This window comes from Rhodococcus sp. NyZ502 (assembly GCF_041464245.1).
Taxonomy (GTDB): Bacteria; Actinomycetota; Actinomycetes; order Mycobacteriales; family Mycobacteriaceae; genus Rhodococcus_F; species Rhodococcus_F qingshengii.
The window spans coordinates 4,628,782-4,645,295 of sequence record NZ_CP167155.1; the positions used below are offsets into that span (position 1 = coordinate 4,628,782).

Here is a 16,514-nt window from a genome sequence, read left to right on the forward strand (position 1 = left end):
CGGAGCGAAGATCAGCGAGTCAGATCAGCTAGTCAAGCGGCCCAATAGTGCCGAAGCTGTGATGATTCCGAGCAGCGCGGCCCCGATCAGCACGCCGAAGTCGACGAGGTAGTCGGTCGGCATTCCGATCAGCAGACCGCGCAGCGCTGACACCTCGTAGCTCAGCGGATTGATGCGACTGAGCCACTGAACCCACGTCGGCATGAGTTCGACCGGGTACAGAGCGTTGGACGCGAAGAACAACGGCATGGTGATCGCCTGGCCGATGCCCATCAATCGATCTCGTTTGAGCACGATCCCCGCGATCGCAACCGACAGACAGGCGAAGAACGCCGAGCCGAGGACAACGACAGCCACGACGCCGAGCAGCTTGATCGGGTTCCACGTCATGCTCACGCCCAGCAGCGCCGCTACAACGACTACGACCACGGCCTGGGCGACCGCACGGATACCGGCTGCAAATGCCTTTCCGGTGACCAGCGCGGCTCGTGGCGTCGGCGTCACCATGAGTTTGGTGAGGACTCCCGCGTCACGCTCCCAGATGATCTGGATTCCGTAGAAGATCGCAACAAAAAGCGCGGACTGCGCAATGATGCCCGGCGCGAGAAAGTCGAGATACGGTACGTCGCCAGTCGGGATCGCTCGGATATGACTGAACGTCTGACCGAAGATCACCGACCAGAGGATCGGCTGGATTGCGCGCGTGACCAATTCAGATCGGTCGTGCCGCAACTTCTGAACCTCCACGAGGCAGAATGTGTGAATTCTCGAGAGCAATCGAGCAAAACCGTTGGTAGTGGGATCAGCCCAAGCGGCGCGCTGTGCGACGGGCAGTGCGGACATCGCGGAGACCTCCTGACTTGCCGCCGGTGAGGTCGTCGCCGGTGTAGTGACGGAACACGTCTTCGAGAGTGGCCTCCGGCCCCAGTTCGGCGGCCAACGCGCTCGGCTCGCCCACTGCACGAAGTGCACCGTGATGCATCAACGCAACACGATCACACAACTCCTCGGCTTCTTCCATGTAGTGCGTCGTGAGCAGCACAGTCATGCCGTACTGCTTCTGCATCTCCGCCACTCGCTGCCAGACGGATTCGCGGGCAATGGGATCCAACCCCACCGTCGGTTCGTCGAGCACCAGCAGCGACGGTCGGTTCACCAGTGCCTGCGCAAGTTCGAGCCGTCGCACCATACCGCCGGAGAAACCCGACGCGAGACGCTCACCTGAATCGAGCAGATCCACCATCTCGAGCGCCTGGTCGACGCGCTCGCGTCGTTCGGACCGCGGAACGTCGTACAGTCGCGCGAACCAGGTCACGTTCTCGCGTGCGGTCAATGCGCTTTCGATCGAGAGCTGTTGTGGCACGTACCCGAGGTAGCGCCGAATGGTCATCGCTTCGCTGCGAACGGAGCGACCGAGAATTCGAATGTCACCCTCTTGCAGAGGAAGTAACGTGTTGAGCAACCTGATCGTCGTCGTCTTTCCTGCGCCGTTGGGACCGAGCAGGCCGAAGCATTCCCCCGCGTTGACGACCAGACTCAGGTTGTCCACCGCCCGATGACCGCCGAACTTGTATGTGACCGAGTCGATCTCGACCGCGGGTGCGTCAGGGTCAGGCATGTGTACTGCTCGGCTCCTCCACCACTGCGTCAGCATCTCACTGCCCCCCGCCTTCCGATCCGGCTGCTGCCAGAGCGCTCGCCAATCGAGACAGGGCCGGTACAGCAGCCTCGATACTTGCCCTGTCCTCTGCGGTCAGAGTCGACAATGCCTGACCGACAATCACACTCCGGCGATCACGCCACACCTCGACGCGGGCGCGCGCCTCGTCCGCGAGCACCAATCGCGCGACGCGTCGATCAGCCTCGTCGGCAACCCGTTCGATCACTCCCGCGTCGACGAGCTGCCGCACCAAGGTGGACACCGTGTTTGCCGCGACACCCAATCGCCCGGCAGCCTCGGCCACCGACAGACCCGGGTTGCGTCGTAGCAGCCTGACGAGTTCGATCTGGGCGCCGGCGAGCGGTCGTTCCGCAAACGGCCGCCCCGACGCCTTCCTCGTGCCCCGGCGCAATTGTCCGAGCGTCTCCAGGACGTCATCCGCAAGATCTGCTCCGCTTCCATCCACAACCTCACAATAGCTCTGTAACAGAGCTATTGTCGAGGAATCCGGACGCCCGGCGTTTTCAGCTCGTCCGCAACGGGTATCCCCGATTGCTTGTCCCGAGCACTCCCGCCCAGAACGGAGACGTCATGCGCAGACAGTGGTTGTTCGCGACAGTTGCGAGTAGCGCCCTGATCCTCACCGGTTGCTCGCCCGACGCCCTCGATTCCGGGGACAGCGCAGACAACGTCACTGCCATTGCGACGTCGCTGTCGCCACCCGCCGCCGCTGATGCACCCCTGCTGAAGACCGCCGACTCCCCACTCGGGACGATCGCCGTCGACGGCGAAGGCATGACCGTCTACGTCTACAACCCGGACGAGGAGAACTCACAAGCCGGGTCGTGCGACGAAGCGTGCCTGCGTTACTGGCCGGCGGTCACCTCGGTCACGGATTCGCCGATCGTCGAAGGAATCGACGCCGTCATCGACACTGTCGACGGGCCTGAAGGATCTTTCCAGATCACCGTCAACGGCAAGCCCGTCTATCGGTACCTCGACGACAAGGTTCCCGGCGACATGCTCGGACAGAGCGTCGGCAGCCTGTGGTGGATGATCGACGCCGCCGGCAACCCTGTGTTCAAGACCGAGTAGCCCTCAGTTGTACGGCTGCCGAGCGGTTTCGGGGTCGCCGTACGTGATTGCCCGTTCCCGACGCGTTTTCGACGCCAAGGTTGCGCCCCAGTTGAGCACCGTGCTGGCGCGGTTGCGGAAACCGGCGAGGAATGCGATGTGGATGATTCCCCAGGACACCCACCCGATGAACCCGGACAACTGGACCGGCCCTGCCTGAAGCAACGCGTGGCGTCGCGAAATGTAGGCCGCGGTTCCAAGATCGCGGTACTTGAATGGTTTTCGGCTGGGCACGCCGTTTTCGACGGTTGCCGCGATCCGGGCACCGGCGTGCCGACCACCCTGCATCGCAACCTCGGCCACCCCGGCAAGTTTGTCCCGGGACATGAGGTCGCCCACCACGTAGACGTTCGGGTGGCCGGGAACGGTCAGATCGGCTTCCACCTCGATGCGGCCACCGCCGACCTGCTTCACACCCAGCGCCGTGGCCAGTGCCTCGGCGAACGGCACCGCTTCGACGCCCGCGGTCCACAAAATCGTGCGGGTCTCGTACTGCCGCTTCTCTTTTGTCTTCTTGTCCGTCGTCTCGATGCTGGTCTCGCACACGTCGGTAACGTGTACTCCGAGGTGCGTCTCGACGCCGATCCCGTCGAGAGTACGTTTGGCGGCGGCCGAGAGCTTGCGACTGAACGAAGGGAGCACCCGATCGTCGCCGTGGAAGAGCAGCACCCTTGCCTCGTCCGGGTCTATGGACCGGAACTCGTTGGTCAGCGCGTGCATTGCCAATTCGCGGATCTGCCCGGCTAATTCGACGCCGGTGGGTCCACCGCCCGCCACGGCGAAGGTCAGCCACGGCCGACGTTCTTCCGCCGTCGGGAGCGATTCGGCCATCTCGAACGCAGCAATGAGACTGCGCCTGATCGCCAAAGCGTCGTCGAGGGTTTTCATGCCAGGCGCCCATTTGATGAACTCGTCCTGGCCGTGGTACGACTGGCGCATTCCAGCCGCCACGATCAGGTAGTCGTACGGCAATTCGAAGGTCGACCCGTCGAAGCGACTGGCAGTCAGTATCCCGGCGTCGGCGTCCACCGACTTGGCCTCGCCCAGAACGACGTTCGTGTTCTTGTTGTCCTCGAGCAGATGTCGCAGCGGACTTGCGATCTGCCCTTCGGAGAGCAGACCCGTGGCGCACTGGTATAGCAGGGGCTGGAAGACGTGGCTGGTCCCTCGGTCGATCAGAACCACCTCGACGTCGGCCTTCTTGAGCCGTCTCGCTGCGTACAGTCCACCGAAGCCGCCACCGACGATCACTACGCGGGGCTTACCGTTCGAGATGTGGATGCTCATCAGACAAACCTCGCTGTCACGGAGTTGGGCAGGAATCGTAGGGCCGCATCTATCCCTTGCCACTTCAGGCCTGGTAGCGCCGCTCGTGTGGTTTCCTTCTCGATGGCGTCGACCATGGCACTGACGCCTTCGTCCAGACTGGCCATGAGCGCTGCGTCGTCGCCGGCGCCGGCGGACATGTCGGTCTTGATGAAGCCCGGCAGCAGGGTGGTGACCCGAATAGGTGTGCGCGCCAACTCGATACTGAGCGCCTCACCCAGAGCCGCTACCCCGGCCTTGCTTGCCGAATAGGCCGCTTTTGGCCCGGGTAGCCCCCGATCCGCGCTTATCGAGGACACGAGAACCAGGTGTCCGGCGTCCTGCGCGCGGAAGATCTCGAGCGCAGCTTCACACTGCGACAGCGCGCCGACAAAATTCGTCTGCGCTGTTGCAAGATTCGCGTGCGCTTTTCCGGTTCCGATCTTGGCGCCCTTGCCGAGCCCGGCGTTCACGATCACCCGGTCCAGGCCACCCAACTCGTCGCGCAGCTCACCGAAAACCCGGACGACGGAATCGTGTTCGGTCACATCGAGTTCGCGCACTGCGACGCTGATCGACGGGTACTGCGCCACCAACTCCCCTCGCAGCGTGTCGAGACGATCCGTCCGCCGGGCACACAGCGCGAGGTCGCGACCGGCCGCGGCGAATCTCCTGGCCATCTCCTCCCCCAGACCCGAACTGGCACCGGTGATCAAAATCTTCTGCCGCGTCATGGGTGCAACTGTAGCCACCATCGAGCTCTCGTACCCGGCAGTAACCGAGCGAACTCGGACCGATCCGGCATACCGTGGAGCAATGACCGACGAATTCGATGTCATCGTGATCGGCGGTGGGCCCGCCGGCGAGAACGCCGCCGCATACGCCATCGCCGGAAGTAATCGCACCGCCGCAATCGTGGAACACGAACTGGTCGGTGGTGAATGCTCGTATTGGGCCTGTATGCCCAGCAAGGCACTACTGCGCCCGGGGCAGGTCCTCGAGGCGGCCGACGCCTTGCCCGGGATCCCGGCCGGACCGCTGGACGTCGATGCCATTCTGAAACGGCGCGACTCGTTCACCCACAACCACGACGATTCGTCCCAGGTCGACTGGGCAACCTCCGCGGGCATCACCGTGATCAAAGGCCACGGGGTCATCGACGGCGAGCGAGCAGTGACCGTCGACGGGACCCGTAAGCTCCGTGCCCGCCAGGCCGTCGTACTCGCCACGGGAACGACCGCCACCGTCCCGAAGACACCGGGATTGCGCGAGGCACTCCCGTGGACCTCGCGCGACGCCACCAACCTGCACGAGGTTCCGTCGCGAGTGGCGGTCATCGGCGGCGGAGTGGTCGCAACTGAGTGCGCAACGTGGTTGTCGTCGTTCGGCGCTCACGTGACGTTGCTCGTGAGGGGCGATGCTCTGTTGAAATCAGCAGAACCGTTTGCCGGAACGATGGTGGCCGAAGCACTCGGCGCCCGCGGTGTGGACGTTCGACTGAGCACTGCCGTCAACTCGGTCTCACGCCCCGATGCCAAGGACACCGGCGAAGGTCACATCCACGGTGGACCCGTCAGCATCGAGACATCGTCCGGCGTGATCGAAGTCGACGAGGTCATCGTCGCGGCGGGCCGCGGGCCGACATCTGCCGATCTCGGCTTGTCCGTCATCGGCCTCGAGGACGGCAAGTACGTCACCACTGACGATCACCTCTGTGCCCAAGGTGAGTGGCTCTACGCCGTCGGCGACATCAACGGTCGTTCTCCCCTCACCCACATGGGCAAGTATCAGGCGAGAGTCTGCGGAGACGTCATCGCCGCGCGGGCCGAGAGCCGCGGACTCAGGGGACCTCGGTACACGGCGTCGGCGGACAACGGACAGGTCCCCCAGGTGGTGTTCACCTCACCCGAAATCGCCTGGGTGGGACGCACCGAGAAGAAAGCTCGCGACGACGGCTACGACGTCGAAGTCGTGGAGATCGAACTCGCCGTCGCGGGATCTTCGCTGCTGCGCGACGACTACTCGGGGCGCGCGAAGTTGGTGATCGACAAGGCCACCGACGTGATCCTCGGCGCTACCTTCGCCGGGCCCGAAGTATCCGAGCTGGTGCATGCGGCGACAATCGCGGTCGTCGGCGCCGTACCACTGGAAACTCTCTGGCATGCGGTGCCCTCGTATCCGACGGTCAGTGAAGTCTGGCTTCGATTGCTGGAGGCTCGCCGCTGACGCGCTCCCGAAGTACGTATAGTCGCGACATGGCGTCCGACATACTTGTGACCACGGCCGACGGCACCCTGCGCGGCCGCCGGGTGGGAAAACTTCGTGCCTGGCGCGGAATTCCCTACGCCCGGCCGCCGGTCGGAACACTGCGTCTGACGCGACCACAGCCGGTCACGCCGTGGATCGGAGAACGCGACGCGACCAGGTTCGGCGACGCGTCTGTCCAACACAAGAAGGGGCTGTTGCTCGCGCCCGGGAAGTACCAGCCGAGCAGCGAGGACTGCCTGACGCTCAACGTGCTCGCCCCCGCGAACACCGGCAATACTCCGCGTCCCGTCATGGTTTTCATCCACGGTGGGGCAAACACCATCGGGACCTCGGCCACCGGCTTGTACTCGGGCGTGTCCCTCGTCGAACGCGGCGACGTCGTCTACGTCTCGATCAACTACCGACTCGGCGCTCTGGGCTACCTCGATTTCACCCCGTTCTCCACATCCGAGCGCGTATTCGACTCCAACCTCGGACTGCGCGATCAGGTCGCGGCCCTGCAGTGGGTGCAACGCAACATCGCCGCCTTCGGTGGGGATCCTGAAAAAGTCACGATTTTCGGTGAATCCGCCGGAGCCACCGCCGTCACCACCCTGATGGCGACTCCGGCCGCCAAGGGACTCTTTGCCCGCGCTATCGCCGAGAGTTCGGCTCCGGATCTGGTCTCGAGCACGCAGCGATCGCATGCCTGGGGCGCGCGTTTCGTCGAGATCCTCAATTCAGGCCTACCACCCGCGAAGGCCCTGACCTCGGCGACAGCCGTCGAATTGGGCAGAGCCGGAAGCAGACTGGGCGCCGAGGTACTCGCGAACACACCTGGACTACATCCCTTCGGACCGGTCGTCGACGGCGACTTCCTCCCCCGCTCCCCCTTGGACGCATTCAAAGAAGGATCGGCACACCAGGTGCCGATGATCATCGGCACCAACAGACGGGAGGGGACGCTGTTCCCGAAGGTGCTCGACGCACTTCCGACCAACCCGTCGCGCATCGACACCATGTTTGCCCTCACCGATCCCGAGGCCGGGAAGCGCATCCTCGCGACCTATCCCGGCTACCCGGACGAGCAGTCCGCGATCGACGTCGGCGGAGACGTCACGTTCTGGCACCCGTCCGTGGAGTTGATGCAAGCGCACGCACAATCGGCGCCGACGTTCGCCTACCGATTCGACTTCGCGCCGACGATGATGCGCTGGCTCGGCCTCGACGCCACACACGGATTCGAGATGTTTGCAGTCTTCGGCATCGGTGACACCCTTGTCGGGCGCGGCCTCACCCTTCCCGGCGGTCGACGCGGACTGCGCGCAGTCACCGAATCTGTTCAGGGACACTGGCTTCACTTCGCCGAGCACGGCTCGCCGCGCGGATCGTGGCCGCGCTACGAGGGGCAGGAGCGTCGGACCATGATCTTCGACGAGATCGTCCGCGTCGAGAACGATCCCAGACGTGAACAACGCTTGGCCTGGGCGGGATACAGCGGTTACCGTAGCCACGGCACCGACATCTCCCTACCGTGACGAGCCCCCTCGAGATCACTCTCGATTCCGGAGTCGTGCGCGGGCGCCTCGATCGAGGACTGCGCACCTGGCGAGCAATCCCCTACGCAACGGCCCCGACCGGTCCTCGGAGATTTCGCGCACCGCAGCCGGTCGAGGCTTGGAATGGTGTCCGCCCGGCGGAAGCATTCGGCTCTCCGTCTCCGCAGCGCAAGAGCAACTTCGACGAGAACTCACTCTTCGTCAATGTCGTGGCCCCGCAGGTACCGTCGGATTCGTTGCGACCGGTCATGGTTTTCATTCACGGCGGCGCGTACAACGGCGGGAATCCGTCGACGCCCATGTACCGCGGAACGAGCCTGGTCGAACGTGGCGACATCGTCTACGTCTCGATCCAATATCGTCTCGGCGCGTTGGGCTACCTCGATTTCAGTGAATATTCCACTGCGGAACAATCATTCGAGACGAACCTCGGATTGCGCGATCAGATCGCCGCGATGACGTGGGTCCAACGCAACATCGCCGCTTTCGGCGGCGACCCGAACGCCGTCACCGTCTTCGGTGAATCGTCCGGCGCCAACGCGGTCACCACTCTGATGGCAACGCCGGCGGCACGAGGGCTGTTCGCCCGGGCCATCGCTCAAAGTCCGCCGGCTGCTTCGGCATACGGAAAAGAGCGAGCGCACCGTTGGGCACGCGAGTTCCTCGAGATCGCACAGGCTCCGGATACCGATCCGGGATCGTGGCTGCGCTCCGCTTCGGTGAAGGACCTGGTCGCTGCCGGCGAAGAACTTGCACGCCGCGGCGCGGACGAAGAACCCGGAACGCGGGCATTTGCCCCCGTGGTGGGTGACGACGTCCTTCCCGAACACCCGCTCGACGTGTTCGCCGCCGGACGCGCCCACCCCGTTCCGCTGCTCGTCGGTTCGAATCTCCACGAGGGAAGAATCTTCCCGCGCGTTCTCGACATCTTGCCTACCGACCCGGTTCGGATCGAGAAGATGTTCTCCCACACCACCCCTGAAGTGAAAGCACGTGCGCTCGCGGCGTATCCCACGTATCCGCACCGGTTTGCTGCCGCAGATCTCGGCGGCGACATCACGTTCTGGGAGCCCGCGATACTCTGCGCACAGGGTCATTGCCAGGTAGCTCCTACCTACAGTTACCGCTACGATTTTGCGCCTCGCCTGCTCAGACTCGTCGGCATGGGCGCTACCCACGCCACCGAATTGCTTGCGGTCTTCGGGCGTTCGGATGCACTCACCGCGGCCTTGACCGCGGTCGGTGGGCGCCGCGGACTGACTGCGGTGACCTCCACCATGCAGCGCCACTGGATCCATTTCGCCCGCCACGGAGTGCCGGACCGGGATTGGCCCGCCTACTCCGTACCGGAGCGGCAAACAATGATCTTCGACGAGACGTCCCGAGTGGAGAACGACCCGATGGGTGAGCGTCGACGGGCTTGGATCGGCTACGAGCACAGGCGCTGAAGCCCGATCAGAAGAACTGACCTTTCACGAAACCTGCGAGTAGGACGGCAAATCCGCCCACCTCACCGAGGATCAGCAGAAACATCCCGAGGTGCAGGGGCGGACCGGCGGACTCGAACTGATTGTCGGTGTCCTTCATCGCACCGTGAGCGATGTAGCTGAATATCGCTGCGAGAAAGAAGAACACGACCACTGCGGCACTGGTCAGGTTGATCCACGTCGGCCACGCACTGAGTTCGACGAACACCGCGATCAGCAGCGTCGCAAACGAGTACATCAGGGCAGCGCGGTGTGCGATGTCGACATACGGATGGGCGAGGTGATTGTCCGAAGTGGCCATCTGTCGGTATTTCCAGATTCCCAGGCACAGGGAGAGAAGGAAGATCAGACCGGCCGCGAGAAGCGTCAGTGTCGTGTCGATCCCCAGCGTCATCTGCCCACCCCGCAGTGCGTTTCCAGCGAGTCACCGCTGGGTGATCCAGCCGAAGGCTTGTCGTAGACGACAACCAGCACCACCGCACGATCCGCCGACACCGACCGCATCCGGTGCGGCGTATTCGCGTCGAAGTACAAGCTGTCGCCGGCGTCGAGGTGCATCGTCTGCCCGGGGATTTCGAATTCTACGGATCCGGAATGCACGAACACGAACTCCTCTCCCGTGTGGTCCATGAACTTGGGACCCATCACCGAGGCCGGATGAACCACGAACGGCTGCATGGCCTTTCCGACCAGTGACGGCGCGATCGGATCGTAGACGGAAGACTGCACGGAGTTGGCCGGGTCGATCACGCGGTCCTTCGCGCGCACGATCGTCATGGCATTTCCCTCCATACTGTCCGAGAACAGTTGCCCCACATCGGCGTCGAGCACACGCGCAATCTTGAGTGCCACCGCGATCGACGGGGTACTGATACCCCGCTCGACCTTGGAGAGATAGCTCTTCGTCAGACCGGTCTGCTCGGCCAGGCCCTCGAGCGTCAGACCGGCGCGACGCCGATGTGTTCGCAAAAACGCTGCCATTCGGTTCCCCTCACGAGACTTTGTGTCATCACCCTACCAATACATTGACCTGCGGCGATCAGCGATGCCGGAATCGAGGGTTGCGCATTTCCGTCCTATATGACACTTTGTGTCTTATAGGTGACTGAATGTCATTGATTTCCGGGTCCCGAGAAAGGCACACCCCATGACCGACACGATGCATGCGAGCAAGCAGGAACTCATGGCCACCGCCGAGACGAAGATGCTCACCGAAGTAACGACAGGTAGTTGGACTCTTCGACAGAAGATCGCACTGACCTGCCGGGCACTGTCGGACGCCGGCCACGACTCCGGCCTTGCCGGACAGATCTCCGCCCGCGGTGGGCAGCCAGGAACGTTTGTCACACAGCGACTCGGCCTCGGGTTCGACGAGATCACCGAGGACAACCTCCTGCTCGTCAACGAGGATCTCGAAGTCCTCGACGGGGAGGGCATGCCGAACCCCGCCAACAGGTTCCACAGTTGGATCTACCGCGCACGACCCGACGTCAACTGCATCGTCCACACACACCCACTACATGCGACGGCGCTGTCGATGCTCGAGATTCCCCTCGTCGTCTCCCAAATGGACATCGCGCCGCTCTACGACGACTGCGCATTTCTCGCCGACTGGCCCGGGGTTCCCGTGGGAAACGAGGAGGGCGAGATCATTTCGGCTGCACTCGGCGACAAGCGGGCAATTCTGCTCGCCCACCACGGCCAACTCGTCGTCGGCAACACGGTCGAAGAGGCATGCTCTCTCGGGCATCTGATCGAGCGAGCGGCCAGACTGCAGTTGCTGGCGATGGCTGCCGGAGACATCAAGCCGCTACCGCCTCGCCTGGCGAAGGAGGCACACGATTGGACACTGACTCCTCGGCGCAGCGAGGCGAACTTCGCTTACTACGCCCGTCGCGCTCTCCGCAATCATCCCGACACACTGACCAACTGACTTTTGTTTCCCACCAACAGAACTGAGAGCCTCATGAGCAGCACCATCAAGGGAATCGTCGCCTATCCCATCACCCCGTTCGACCGGGACACCGGAGCATTCGACCCCAAGCCGCTACACACGCTCCTCGACAGCATGATCAGCAGTGGTGTCGACGCGATAGCCCCACTCGGCAGTACCGGCGAGAGCGCCTATCTCGACGATGCAGAGTGGGAGACGGTCGCTCGGGAGACTGTCGACTACGTCGACCGCCGAGTCCCCACCGTCGTCGGAGTGTCGGATCTGACGACGGCGGGAGCACTCCGCCGAGCATCGATCGCGGCAGACGCCGGAGCCGACGCAATGATGATCCTCCCCACGTCGTACTGGCATCTGGGTGAGCAGGAGATTCGTGAACACGTCACCGCGGTGGCCGATTCCGTCGACATTCCCACGATGATCTACAACAATCCGGCCACCACCGGGATCGACATGTCGCCGGAATTTCTCGTCGATCTCGTCTCCACCGTCGACGGCGTCACGATGATCAAGGAATCCACCGGCGACATCACCCGGATGAACCGCATCAACGAACTGAGCGGTGGCACGATCCCCTTCTTCAACGGCAGCAATCCTCTTGCACTGCAATCTTTCTCTGCCGGTGCAAGCGGATGGTGCACGGCAGCCCCGTGTCTGGCCCCCGAACAGGTGGTGCACTTCTGGCGTCTACTCGAATCCGGTGATCGGTCGGGTGCCGCCGCTGTGTTCGAACAGATCGAGCCGCTACTGAAGGTCCTCGTCAGTCGCGGACTGCCGTCGACGGTCAAAGCCGGGTTGGAATCTCTCGGCATCGACGCCGGCCTTCCCCGCCGGCCCCTGCTGTCCCTCGACGACAACACCAGGACAGCTTTGTCCGACGCTCTGTCGGTGGCTCGCGGTGTAATCGTCGCGTCGTGACCTGACGTGGGAGTGGGTTCCGGCAAGATGGGATGCACACCGACCGAAGGAGGGGCACCATGTCCGTAGAATCACGGTCTGCGAGGATCGCCGTCACCGGCGCGACCGGTCATATCGGCGGACTGGTGGCCCGGTCGTTGGCCGACGCCGGTGTCCCACAGCGGCTGATCGCACGGTCGGTCAACCGATTACCGCAGCTCCCCGGTGCCGATTCGGCCGAGACCACGTACGGGGATCAGAAGCGCGCTCTCGCGGCTCTGGCCGGAATCGACACCCTCTTCATGGTCTCGGCGGCCGAAAGCGCAGATCGTCTGGATCAGCACCGCACCTTCATCGACGCCGCAGCGGAGGCCGGGGTCAGGCACATCGTGTACACGTCTTTCCTCGGCGCTGCTCCGGACGCGACGTTCACGCTCGCTCGCGATCACTGGGTCACCGAAGAACATATCCGCGCTTCCGGGCTCGCATTCACCTTCCTGCGCGACAGCTTCTACCTCGATTTCCTACCCGCTCTCGCCGGTGAAGACGGTGTGATCCGCGGACCCGCAGGGGACGGTCTCGTCGGCGCGGTAGCGCGCTCCGACATTGCTGCCGTCGCTGTGTCGGTTCTGCAGGATCTGGATTCTCATGTCGGACAGACGTACAACCTGACCGGACGGGAGGCACTGACGCTCTCCGAGGCCGCGAGCATCATCACCGAAGTCACCGGCAAGCGAACCACGTACGTCGAGGAAACGCTCGAGGAAGCTTACGAATCGCGGGCGTCGTACAACGCACCCGCTTGGGAACTCGACGCATGGGTGTCGACGTACACCGCAATCGCGCAGGGTGAATTGGCGCTGATCACGGGCACCGTGGAGGACCTTGTCGGCCGGCCTGCGCTCACGCTGCGTGAATTCCTCACAGCAGAAACCGCCTGATGCCACCACGCAAAGCAACCACGGCACGCAAGGCTGCCGCAAAGAAGGCTGCACCGAAGAAGGCTGCACCCAAGAGGAACACGACCAGAAAGACCGCCCCGAAGAAGACTGTCGCAAAGAAGAGCTCACGCGCGACGATGCCGGATGTGCCGACTGCCGGCCCTGGTGAGAGAGTCTGGCTCCTCGACGTTCCCTTTCGGACGCCGGCGCCTGGTGCGCAGTTCGTCAAGAAATGGAAGAGCTACGCGTGGGTCGGTACGGAGTTGCCCGTAGAACTCGCTCCATTCAAGGCACTCCCCTTCTCTTATCAGCAGTGGGTAGAGGACGACATCAATGACAGCACCGGTGAACGTCCCGTTGCTGCACCCAAAATTCCTCGGCCCGAGCAGGTTTCGGGGGCTGCAGCCGTCGTCGATGCCGCTCGCGCCGGCAAACGCGGATTTCTGTTGGCAGACAATGCAGGCCTGGGTAAGACGCTGATCGCAGTGATGTCTGCCAAGACGATTGCCGAGGAGCGCGGCGAAACCAACATCCTCGTCCTCGTCGATCGACCCGCACAGATCACCATTCCGCATTGGCGCTATTCCATCGCCTCGGTGGGCGACGGTGGATTCCGCTGGTTGATCATGTCGCCTGACCAATTGAAGAAGCTGATCGCGCGAAACGGCCGCCCCAAGTACACGTTCGGTGTGGTGATTGCCGACGAGGCCCAGCTGTACAGCAACGACACACAGCGCACGGCGGCATTCGAGAAGGTCGCGCGCTTTTCGAATGCTCACGAGCAAGCGCCGTTCGTCCTGTCCGTGACGGCAACACCGGGACACACGCCGGCCGACCAGCGTTACCTGGCACCGCTTTTCGCGCAGCTGCATTCAGAACCTTCGGAGTACTGGTCCGACCTGGGCGCCAGGCTGGTCGAGTCCGGCCTTCCGCTGGACAAGTCCTACGGGAAGTGGACGTGGAGCGCAGAGGCGAAGGAATCACCTACGCTGCAATCTCGAGCGCTCGAGACCGTGCGTGGGTGGATGTCGAACAGCAAACCGCCCTTGATGATTCATCGACCGACTCCGTGGGGACCTGTTCCGCTCGACGGTATGCCGATCGACCTCACCCATGCCCAGCGCGCCGAGTACGAGACGGAGTGGGCCGAGTACGCCTACGAAATGGGATTGGCCCGCAAGAGTCGCAACATCGCGCGCGGCCGTGCGCTGGTTCTGCGCTACCGACAGAAAGCGGGCATGATCCGCGCCGAGTCGACGGCCCAGTGGGCGCAGGCGCAGGTCAAGGCAGGCAAGCAGGTGTTGGTGGCCGTCGAATTCGTCTCCACGGCAGGTGATCCACTGGTCGAGATGATCGAAGACGCCGGGATCTCGGTGGCAAAACTGTTCGGTGCGGTGCCGGACAAGGAGGGTCAACGTCTGCGGTTTCAACGCGGGGACGCACCGGTCATCGTCTTCAATGTCACGACCTCGATCTCGCTCCATGCCAACGAAGCACTCCCGGACGGCACTCACGCGTCCCCGTTGCCACGGACGGGAATCTTTCATCAACCGCGATACTCAGGGATCGCGGCAGAACAGACGTTCGGTCGGTCGCATCGCGACTACCAGACGTGCCCGTGGGTCATACCCTTCGGCGTGGGCACCAAGGAAGAGGACGTCGCCACGGTCATGTTGCGCAATCTCAATTCGGTCACAGGTCTGAAAGGTGGTGATCGATCCGGTCTGCGGTCGCTGTCCGAACTGCTCGGCGTCGAGTGGCTAGAGCCTGATGTCTTGACCTCGGAGGGTTGATCTTCCAACGACCGTCCAACGCGCACAAACGAACGGTTTCGGCGGTATGCCCCAATTCTACTCCACCAAAACCGAATTCGGCTGACCGCTTCATTCCTTTCGGGACCTTGGGACTCAGGTATCTGTGACCAGACGTGGCAGACTCTTTCGAGTCGAGGTGCACCAGCCTCGAAACAGTGCCGAGAATGCGAGGGGTCCGATGCGCAATATCTACCGGTCATTGATGCGCAATGTCGGCCATACACAATGGTTCTCGGATCTCGGCAAGGATCTGGTTCCGCTCGATCGAGCAGTGCAGAGAGTGTCGGGAGGCAAGCTCTCGCTGGTCGGAGAGAACACCGTGACTCAGCTACTGCTCACCACGACGGGCCGTAAGACCGGCCGTTCTCGCACCACGCCACTCCTGTACGCACCTGACGGCGATGCGTTTGTCGTCGTCGGTTCCAACTGGGGGCAGGATACGCATCCAGCATGGACACTCAATTTGATGGCAAACCCCACCGCAATCGTGACAGTGAAGGGCGTCGAAATACCGGTCGGTGCGAGTCTGGCGGAGGGCGCCACGCGTAAGAAGCTGTGGGAGCTCGCGACCACCACGTGGCCGCCGTACGAAACCTACGCCGATCGAGCATTCGGGCGCCAGATCCGCGTATTTCGACTCCAACCTGTCAAATAACTGCTGCCGGGCGCAGGATGGGAAGGACCACCCTGCCGATCTCAGGAGCATTCGCGAATGTCCACAGCACTGACTCACGCAGAAGACACACAGATCACAGCTTCCAACGGGCGGATCGCACTGGAGCCGAACCCCCGCCGAATTCGAGCCTTCTTCGCTGGTCACGCCGTCGCAGACACCACTCGTTCGGTATACCTTTTCGAACGCGGCCGCCTGCCGATGTACTACATCCCCCTCGCGGACGTTCGTACCGAATTCCTCGTCCCGACGTCGACGACCACCCATTGCCCATGGAAAGGTGGCGCCACCTACTGGACGATCGAGATCGGGGATCGCCGGGCCGAGGACGCCGTCTGGACCTACCCTGAACAGTTCGACGGTTCCCTGGATCTGAGTGAGTACGTCGCATTCTATTGGGATCGCATGGACGCCTGGTACGAGGAGGATCAACAGGTCTTTGTCCACGCCCGCGATCCATACGTACGTATCGACGCACTCCCCTCGTCCCGCCACGTCCAGGTCTTTGTCGGCGACGTACTGGTCGCCGAGACGAGACGACCCAGACTGCTCTTCGAAACCGGACTGCCCACGCGGTACTACATTCCGAGAATCGACGTTCGCAGCGAGTACTTTGCGCCGTCCCCGACCACCACGGCCTGCCCCTACAAGGGCACTGCGTCGTATCTGTCGTTCACCGGCACAACCGAACTCGCTCCGATCGAGGATCTGGCGTGGTTCTATCCGTTCACTACCGCCGAAGCGTCCGGGATCGACGACCACGTGTCGTTCTATCCCGAACGCGTCGGCAAGATCCTGGTGGACGGTGCCGAAATCTGAAAGGTGCTGGAGCCGAGAAGGTGTGGG

Annotated in this window: 17 protein-coding genes; 10 read left to right on the forward strand and 7 right to left on the reverse strand. The window is 63.0% G+C overall.

Going from position 1 to position 16,514, the window contains the following annotated elements; genetic code table 11:
* Positions 1 to 24 precede the first annotated feature (24 nt).
* The 3 genes from ACBG85_RS21175 to ACBG85_RS21185 are packed head-to-tail and all read right to left on the reverse strand — an operon-like array spanning position 25 to position 2,126.
* Positions 25 to 843, reverse strand: a complete 819-nt coding sequence (locus ACBG85_RS21175; protein ID WP_372024702.1) for an ABC transporter permease — start codon at positions 841 to 843, stop codon at positions 25 to 27.
* A complete protein-coding gene (locus ACBG85_RS21180; RefSeq protein WP_372024705.1) occupies positions 803 to 1,618 on the reverse strand; it encodes an ABC transporter ATP-binding protein in 816 nt (271 codons plus the stop codon). Before ACBG85_RS21180 ends, ACBG85_RS21175 begins: the two co-directional genes overlap by 41 nt.
* Before the next feature lie 37 nt (positions 1,619 to 1,655).
* The gene (locus ACBG85_RS21185) at positions 1,656 to 2,126 is read right to left on the reverse strand and encodes a MarR family transcriptional regulator (protein WP_322942198.1); all 471 of its coding nucleotides are present in this window, start codon (positions 2,124 to 2,126) and stop codon (positions 1,656 to 1,658) included.
* A 125-nt stretch (positions 2,127 to 2,251) separates the two neighbouring features.
* Here ACBG85_RS21185 and ACBG85_RS21190 point away from each other — a divergent pair, with 125 nt between their 5' ends.
* Positions 2,252 to 2,755, forward strand: coding sequence for a hypothetical protein (locus tag ACBG85_RS21190; protein WP_019744765.1), 504 nt, complete (start codon positions 2,252 to 2,254; stop codon positions 2,753 to 2,755).
* Between the two features lie 3 nt (positions 2,756 to 2,758).
* Here ACBG85_RS21190 and ACBG85_RS21195 read toward each other — a convergent pair whose 3' ends face one another.
* Positions 2,759 to 4,081 carry an NAD(P)/FAD-dependent oxidoreductase gene (locus ACBG85_RS21195; RefSeq protein ID WP_003946361.1) on the reverse strand — a complete coding sequence of 441 codons (1,323 nt, stop codon included), beginning with the start codon at positions 4,079 to 4,081 and terminating at the stop codon, positions 2,759 to 2,761.
* Complete coding sequence (locus ACBG85_RS21200) at positions 4,081 to 4,833, reverse strand: SDR family oxidoreductase (protein ID WP_019744767.1); 753 nt, start codon at positions 4,831 to 4,833, stop codon at positions 4,081 to 4,083. The genes ACBG85_RS21195 and ACBG85_RS21200 overlap by 1 nt, the downstream gene beginning before the upstream one ends.
* Before the next feature lie 82 nt (positions 4,834 to 4,915).
* Between ACBG85_RS21200 and ACBG85_RS21205 the strand changes: the two genes are divergently transcribed.
* Genes ACBG85_RS21205 through ACBG85_RS21215 form a run of 3 tightly spaced genes read left to right on the forward strand, consistent with a single transcriptional unit; the run spans position 4,916 to position 9,353 of the window.
* Entirely contained in the window at positions 4,916 to 6,325 is a 1,410-nt protein-coding gene (locus ACBG85_RS21205; RefSeq protein WP_042449247.1) for an NAD(P)/FAD-dependent oxidoreductase, read from the forward strand.
* 29 nt (positions 6,326 to 6,354) lie between these two features.
* Positions 6,355 to 7,884: a carboxylesterase/lipase family protein gene (locus tag ACBG85_RS21210; protein WP_372024710.1), complete on the forward strand. Its 1,530-nt coding sequence runs from the start codon at positions 6,355 to 6,357 to the stop codon at positions 7,882 to 7,884.
* Positions 7,881 to 9,353: a carboxylesterase/lipase family protein gene (locus ACBG85_RS21215; RefSeq protein ID WP_372024713.1), complete on the forward strand. Its 1,473-nt coding sequence runs from the start codon at positions 7,881 to 7,883 to the stop codon at positions 9,351 to 9,353. The genes ACBG85_RS21210 and ACBG85_RS21215 overlap by 4 nt, the downstream gene beginning before the upstream one ends.
* Positions 9,354 to 9,360: 7 nt before the next feature.
* On the opposite strand, the gene ACBG85_RS21220 is transcribed toward ACBG85_RS21215, so the two are convergent.
* On the reverse strand, positions 9,361 to 9,786 hold the full coding sequence (locus ACBG85_RS21220) for a hypothetical protein (protein WP_003946354.1): 426 nt from the start codon (positions 9,784 to 9,786) through the stop codon (positions 9,361 to 9,363).
* On the reverse strand, positions 9,783 to 10,373 hold the full coding sequence (locus tag ACBG85_RS21225; RefSeq protein WP_003946400.1) for a helix-turn-helix domain-containing protein: 591 nt from the start codon (positions 10,371 to 10,373) through the stop codon (positions 9,783 to 9,785). Before ACBG85_RS21225 ends, ACBG85_RS21220 begins: the two co-directional genes overlap by 4 nt.
* Before the next feature lie 166 nt (positions 10,374 to 10,539).
* Here ACBG85_RS21225 and ACBG85_RS21230 point away from each other — a divergent pair, with 166 nt between their 5' ends.
* The 6 genes from ACBG85_RS21230 to ACBG85_RS21255 all read left to right on the forward strand — a co-directional run bounded on the left by ACBG85_RS21230 (position 10,540) and on the right by ACBG85_RS21255 (position 16,487).
* Complete coding sequence (locus ACBG85_RS21230; protein WP_030534888.1) at positions 10,540 to 11,325, forward strand: aldolase; 786 nt, start codon at positions 10,540 to 10,542, stop codon at positions 11,323 to 11,325.
* 33 nt (positions 11,326 to 11,358) lie between these two features.
* Entirely contained in the window at positions 11,359 to 12,261 is a 903-nt protein-coding gene (locus ACBG85_RS21235) for a dihydrodipicolinate synthase family protein (protein WP_007727643.1), read from the forward strand.
* Between the two features lie 59 nt (positions 12,262 to 12,320).
* Complete coding sequence (locus tag ACBG85_RS21240; RefSeq protein WP_372024719.1) at positions 12,321 to 13,181, forward strand: SDR family oxidoreductase; 861 nt, start codon at positions 12,321 to 12,323, stop codon at positions 13,179 to 13,181.
* Positions 13,181 to 14,974 carry a DEAD/DEAH box helicase family protein gene (locus ACBG85_RS21245; RefSeq protein ID WP_050655573.1) on the forward strand — a complete coding sequence of 598 codons (1,794 nt, stop codon included), beginning with the start codon at positions 13,181 to 13,183 and terminating at the stop codon, positions 14,972 to 14,974. The genes ACBG85_RS21240 and ACBG85_RS21245 overlap by 1 nt, the downstream gene beginning before the upstream one ends.
* 199 nt (positions 14,975 to 15,173) lie before the next feature.
* The gene (locus tag ACBG85_RS21250; protein WP_003946395.1) at positions 15,174 to 15,650 is read left to right on the forward strand and encodes a nitroreductase/quinone reductase family protein; all 477 of its coding nucleotides are present in this window, start codon (positions 15,174 to 15,176) and stop codon (positions 15,648 to 15,650) included.
* Between the two features lie 57 nt (positions 15,651 to 15,707).
* Positions 15,708 to 16,487, forward strand: coding sequence for a DUF427 domain-containing protein (locus ACBG85_RS21255; RefSeq protein WP_372024722.1), 780 nt, complete (start codon positions 15,708 to 15,710; stop codon positions 16,485 to 16,487).
* Positions 16,488 to 16,514 lie beyond the last annotated feature (27 nt).

What these genes read in the sequence shown, in the direction of transcription:
- ACBG85_RS21175 (WP_372024702.1), bottom strand. Translation starts at nt 843, where the DNA reads ATGTCCGCACTGCCCGTCGCACAGCGCGCCGCTTGGGCTGATCCCACT.
- ACBG85_RS21180 (WP_372024705.1), bottom strand. Translation starts at nt 1,618, where the DNA reads ATGCCTGACCCTGACGCACCCGCGGTCGAGATCGACTCGGTCACATAC.
- ACBG85_RS21190 (WP_019744765.1), top strand. Translation starts at nt 2,252, where the DNA reads ATGCGCAGACAGTGGTTGTTCGCGACAGTTGCGAGTAGCGCCCTGATC.
- ACBG85_RS21195 (WP_003946361.1), bottom strand. Translation starts at nt 4,081, where the DNA reads ATGAGCATCCACATCTCGAACGGTAAGCCCCGCGTAGTGATCGTCGGT.
- ACBG85_RS21200 (WP_019744767.1), bottom strand. Translation starts at nt 4,833, where the DNA reads ATGACGCGGCAGAAGATTTTGATCACCGGTGCCAGTTCGGGTCTGGGG.
- ACBG85_RS21205 (WP_042449247.1), top strand. Translation starts at nt 4,916, where the DNA reads ATGACCGACGAATTCGATGTCATCGTGATCGGCGGTGGGCCCGCCGGC.
- ACBG85_RS21210 (WP_372024710.1), top strand. Translation starts at nt 6,355, where the DNA reads ATGGCGTCCGACATACTTGTGACCACGGCCGACGGCACCCTGCGCGGC.
- ACBG85_RS21220 (WP_003946354.1), bottom strand. Translation starts at nt 9,786, where the DNA reads ATGACGCTGGGGATCGACACGACACTGACGCTTCTCGCGGCCGGTCTG.
- ACBG85_RS21225 (WP_003946400.1), bottom strand. Translation starts at nt 10,373, where the DNA reads ATGGCAGCGTTTTTGCGAACACATCGGCGTCGCGCCGGTCTGACGCTC.
- ACBG85_RS21230 (WP_030534888.1), top strand. Translation starts at nt 10,540, where the DNA reads ATGACCGACACGATGCATGCGAGCAAGCAGGAACTCATGGCCACCGCC.
- ACBG85_RS21235 (WP_007727643.1), top strand. Translation starts at nt 11,359, where the DNA reads ATGAGCAGCACCATCAAGGGAATCGTCGCCTATCCCATCACCCCGTTC.
- ACBG85_RS21240 (WP_372024719.1), top strand. Translation starts at nt 12,321, where the DNA reads ATGTCCGTAGAATCACGGTCTGCGAGGATCGCCGTCACCGGCGCGACC.
- ACBG85_RS21245 (WP_050655573.1), top strand. Translation starts at nt 13,181, where the DNA reads ATGCCACCACGCAAAGCAACCACGGCACGCAAGGCTGCCGCAAAGAAG.
- ACBG85_RS21250 (WP_003946395.1), top strand. Translation starts at nt 15,174, where the DNA reads ATGCGCAATATCTACCGGTCATTGATGCGCAATGTCGGCCATACACAA.
- ACBG85_RS21255 (WP_372024722.1), top strand. Translation starts at nt 15,708, where the DNA reads ATGTCCACAGCACTGACTCACGCAGAAGACACACAGATCACAGCTTCC.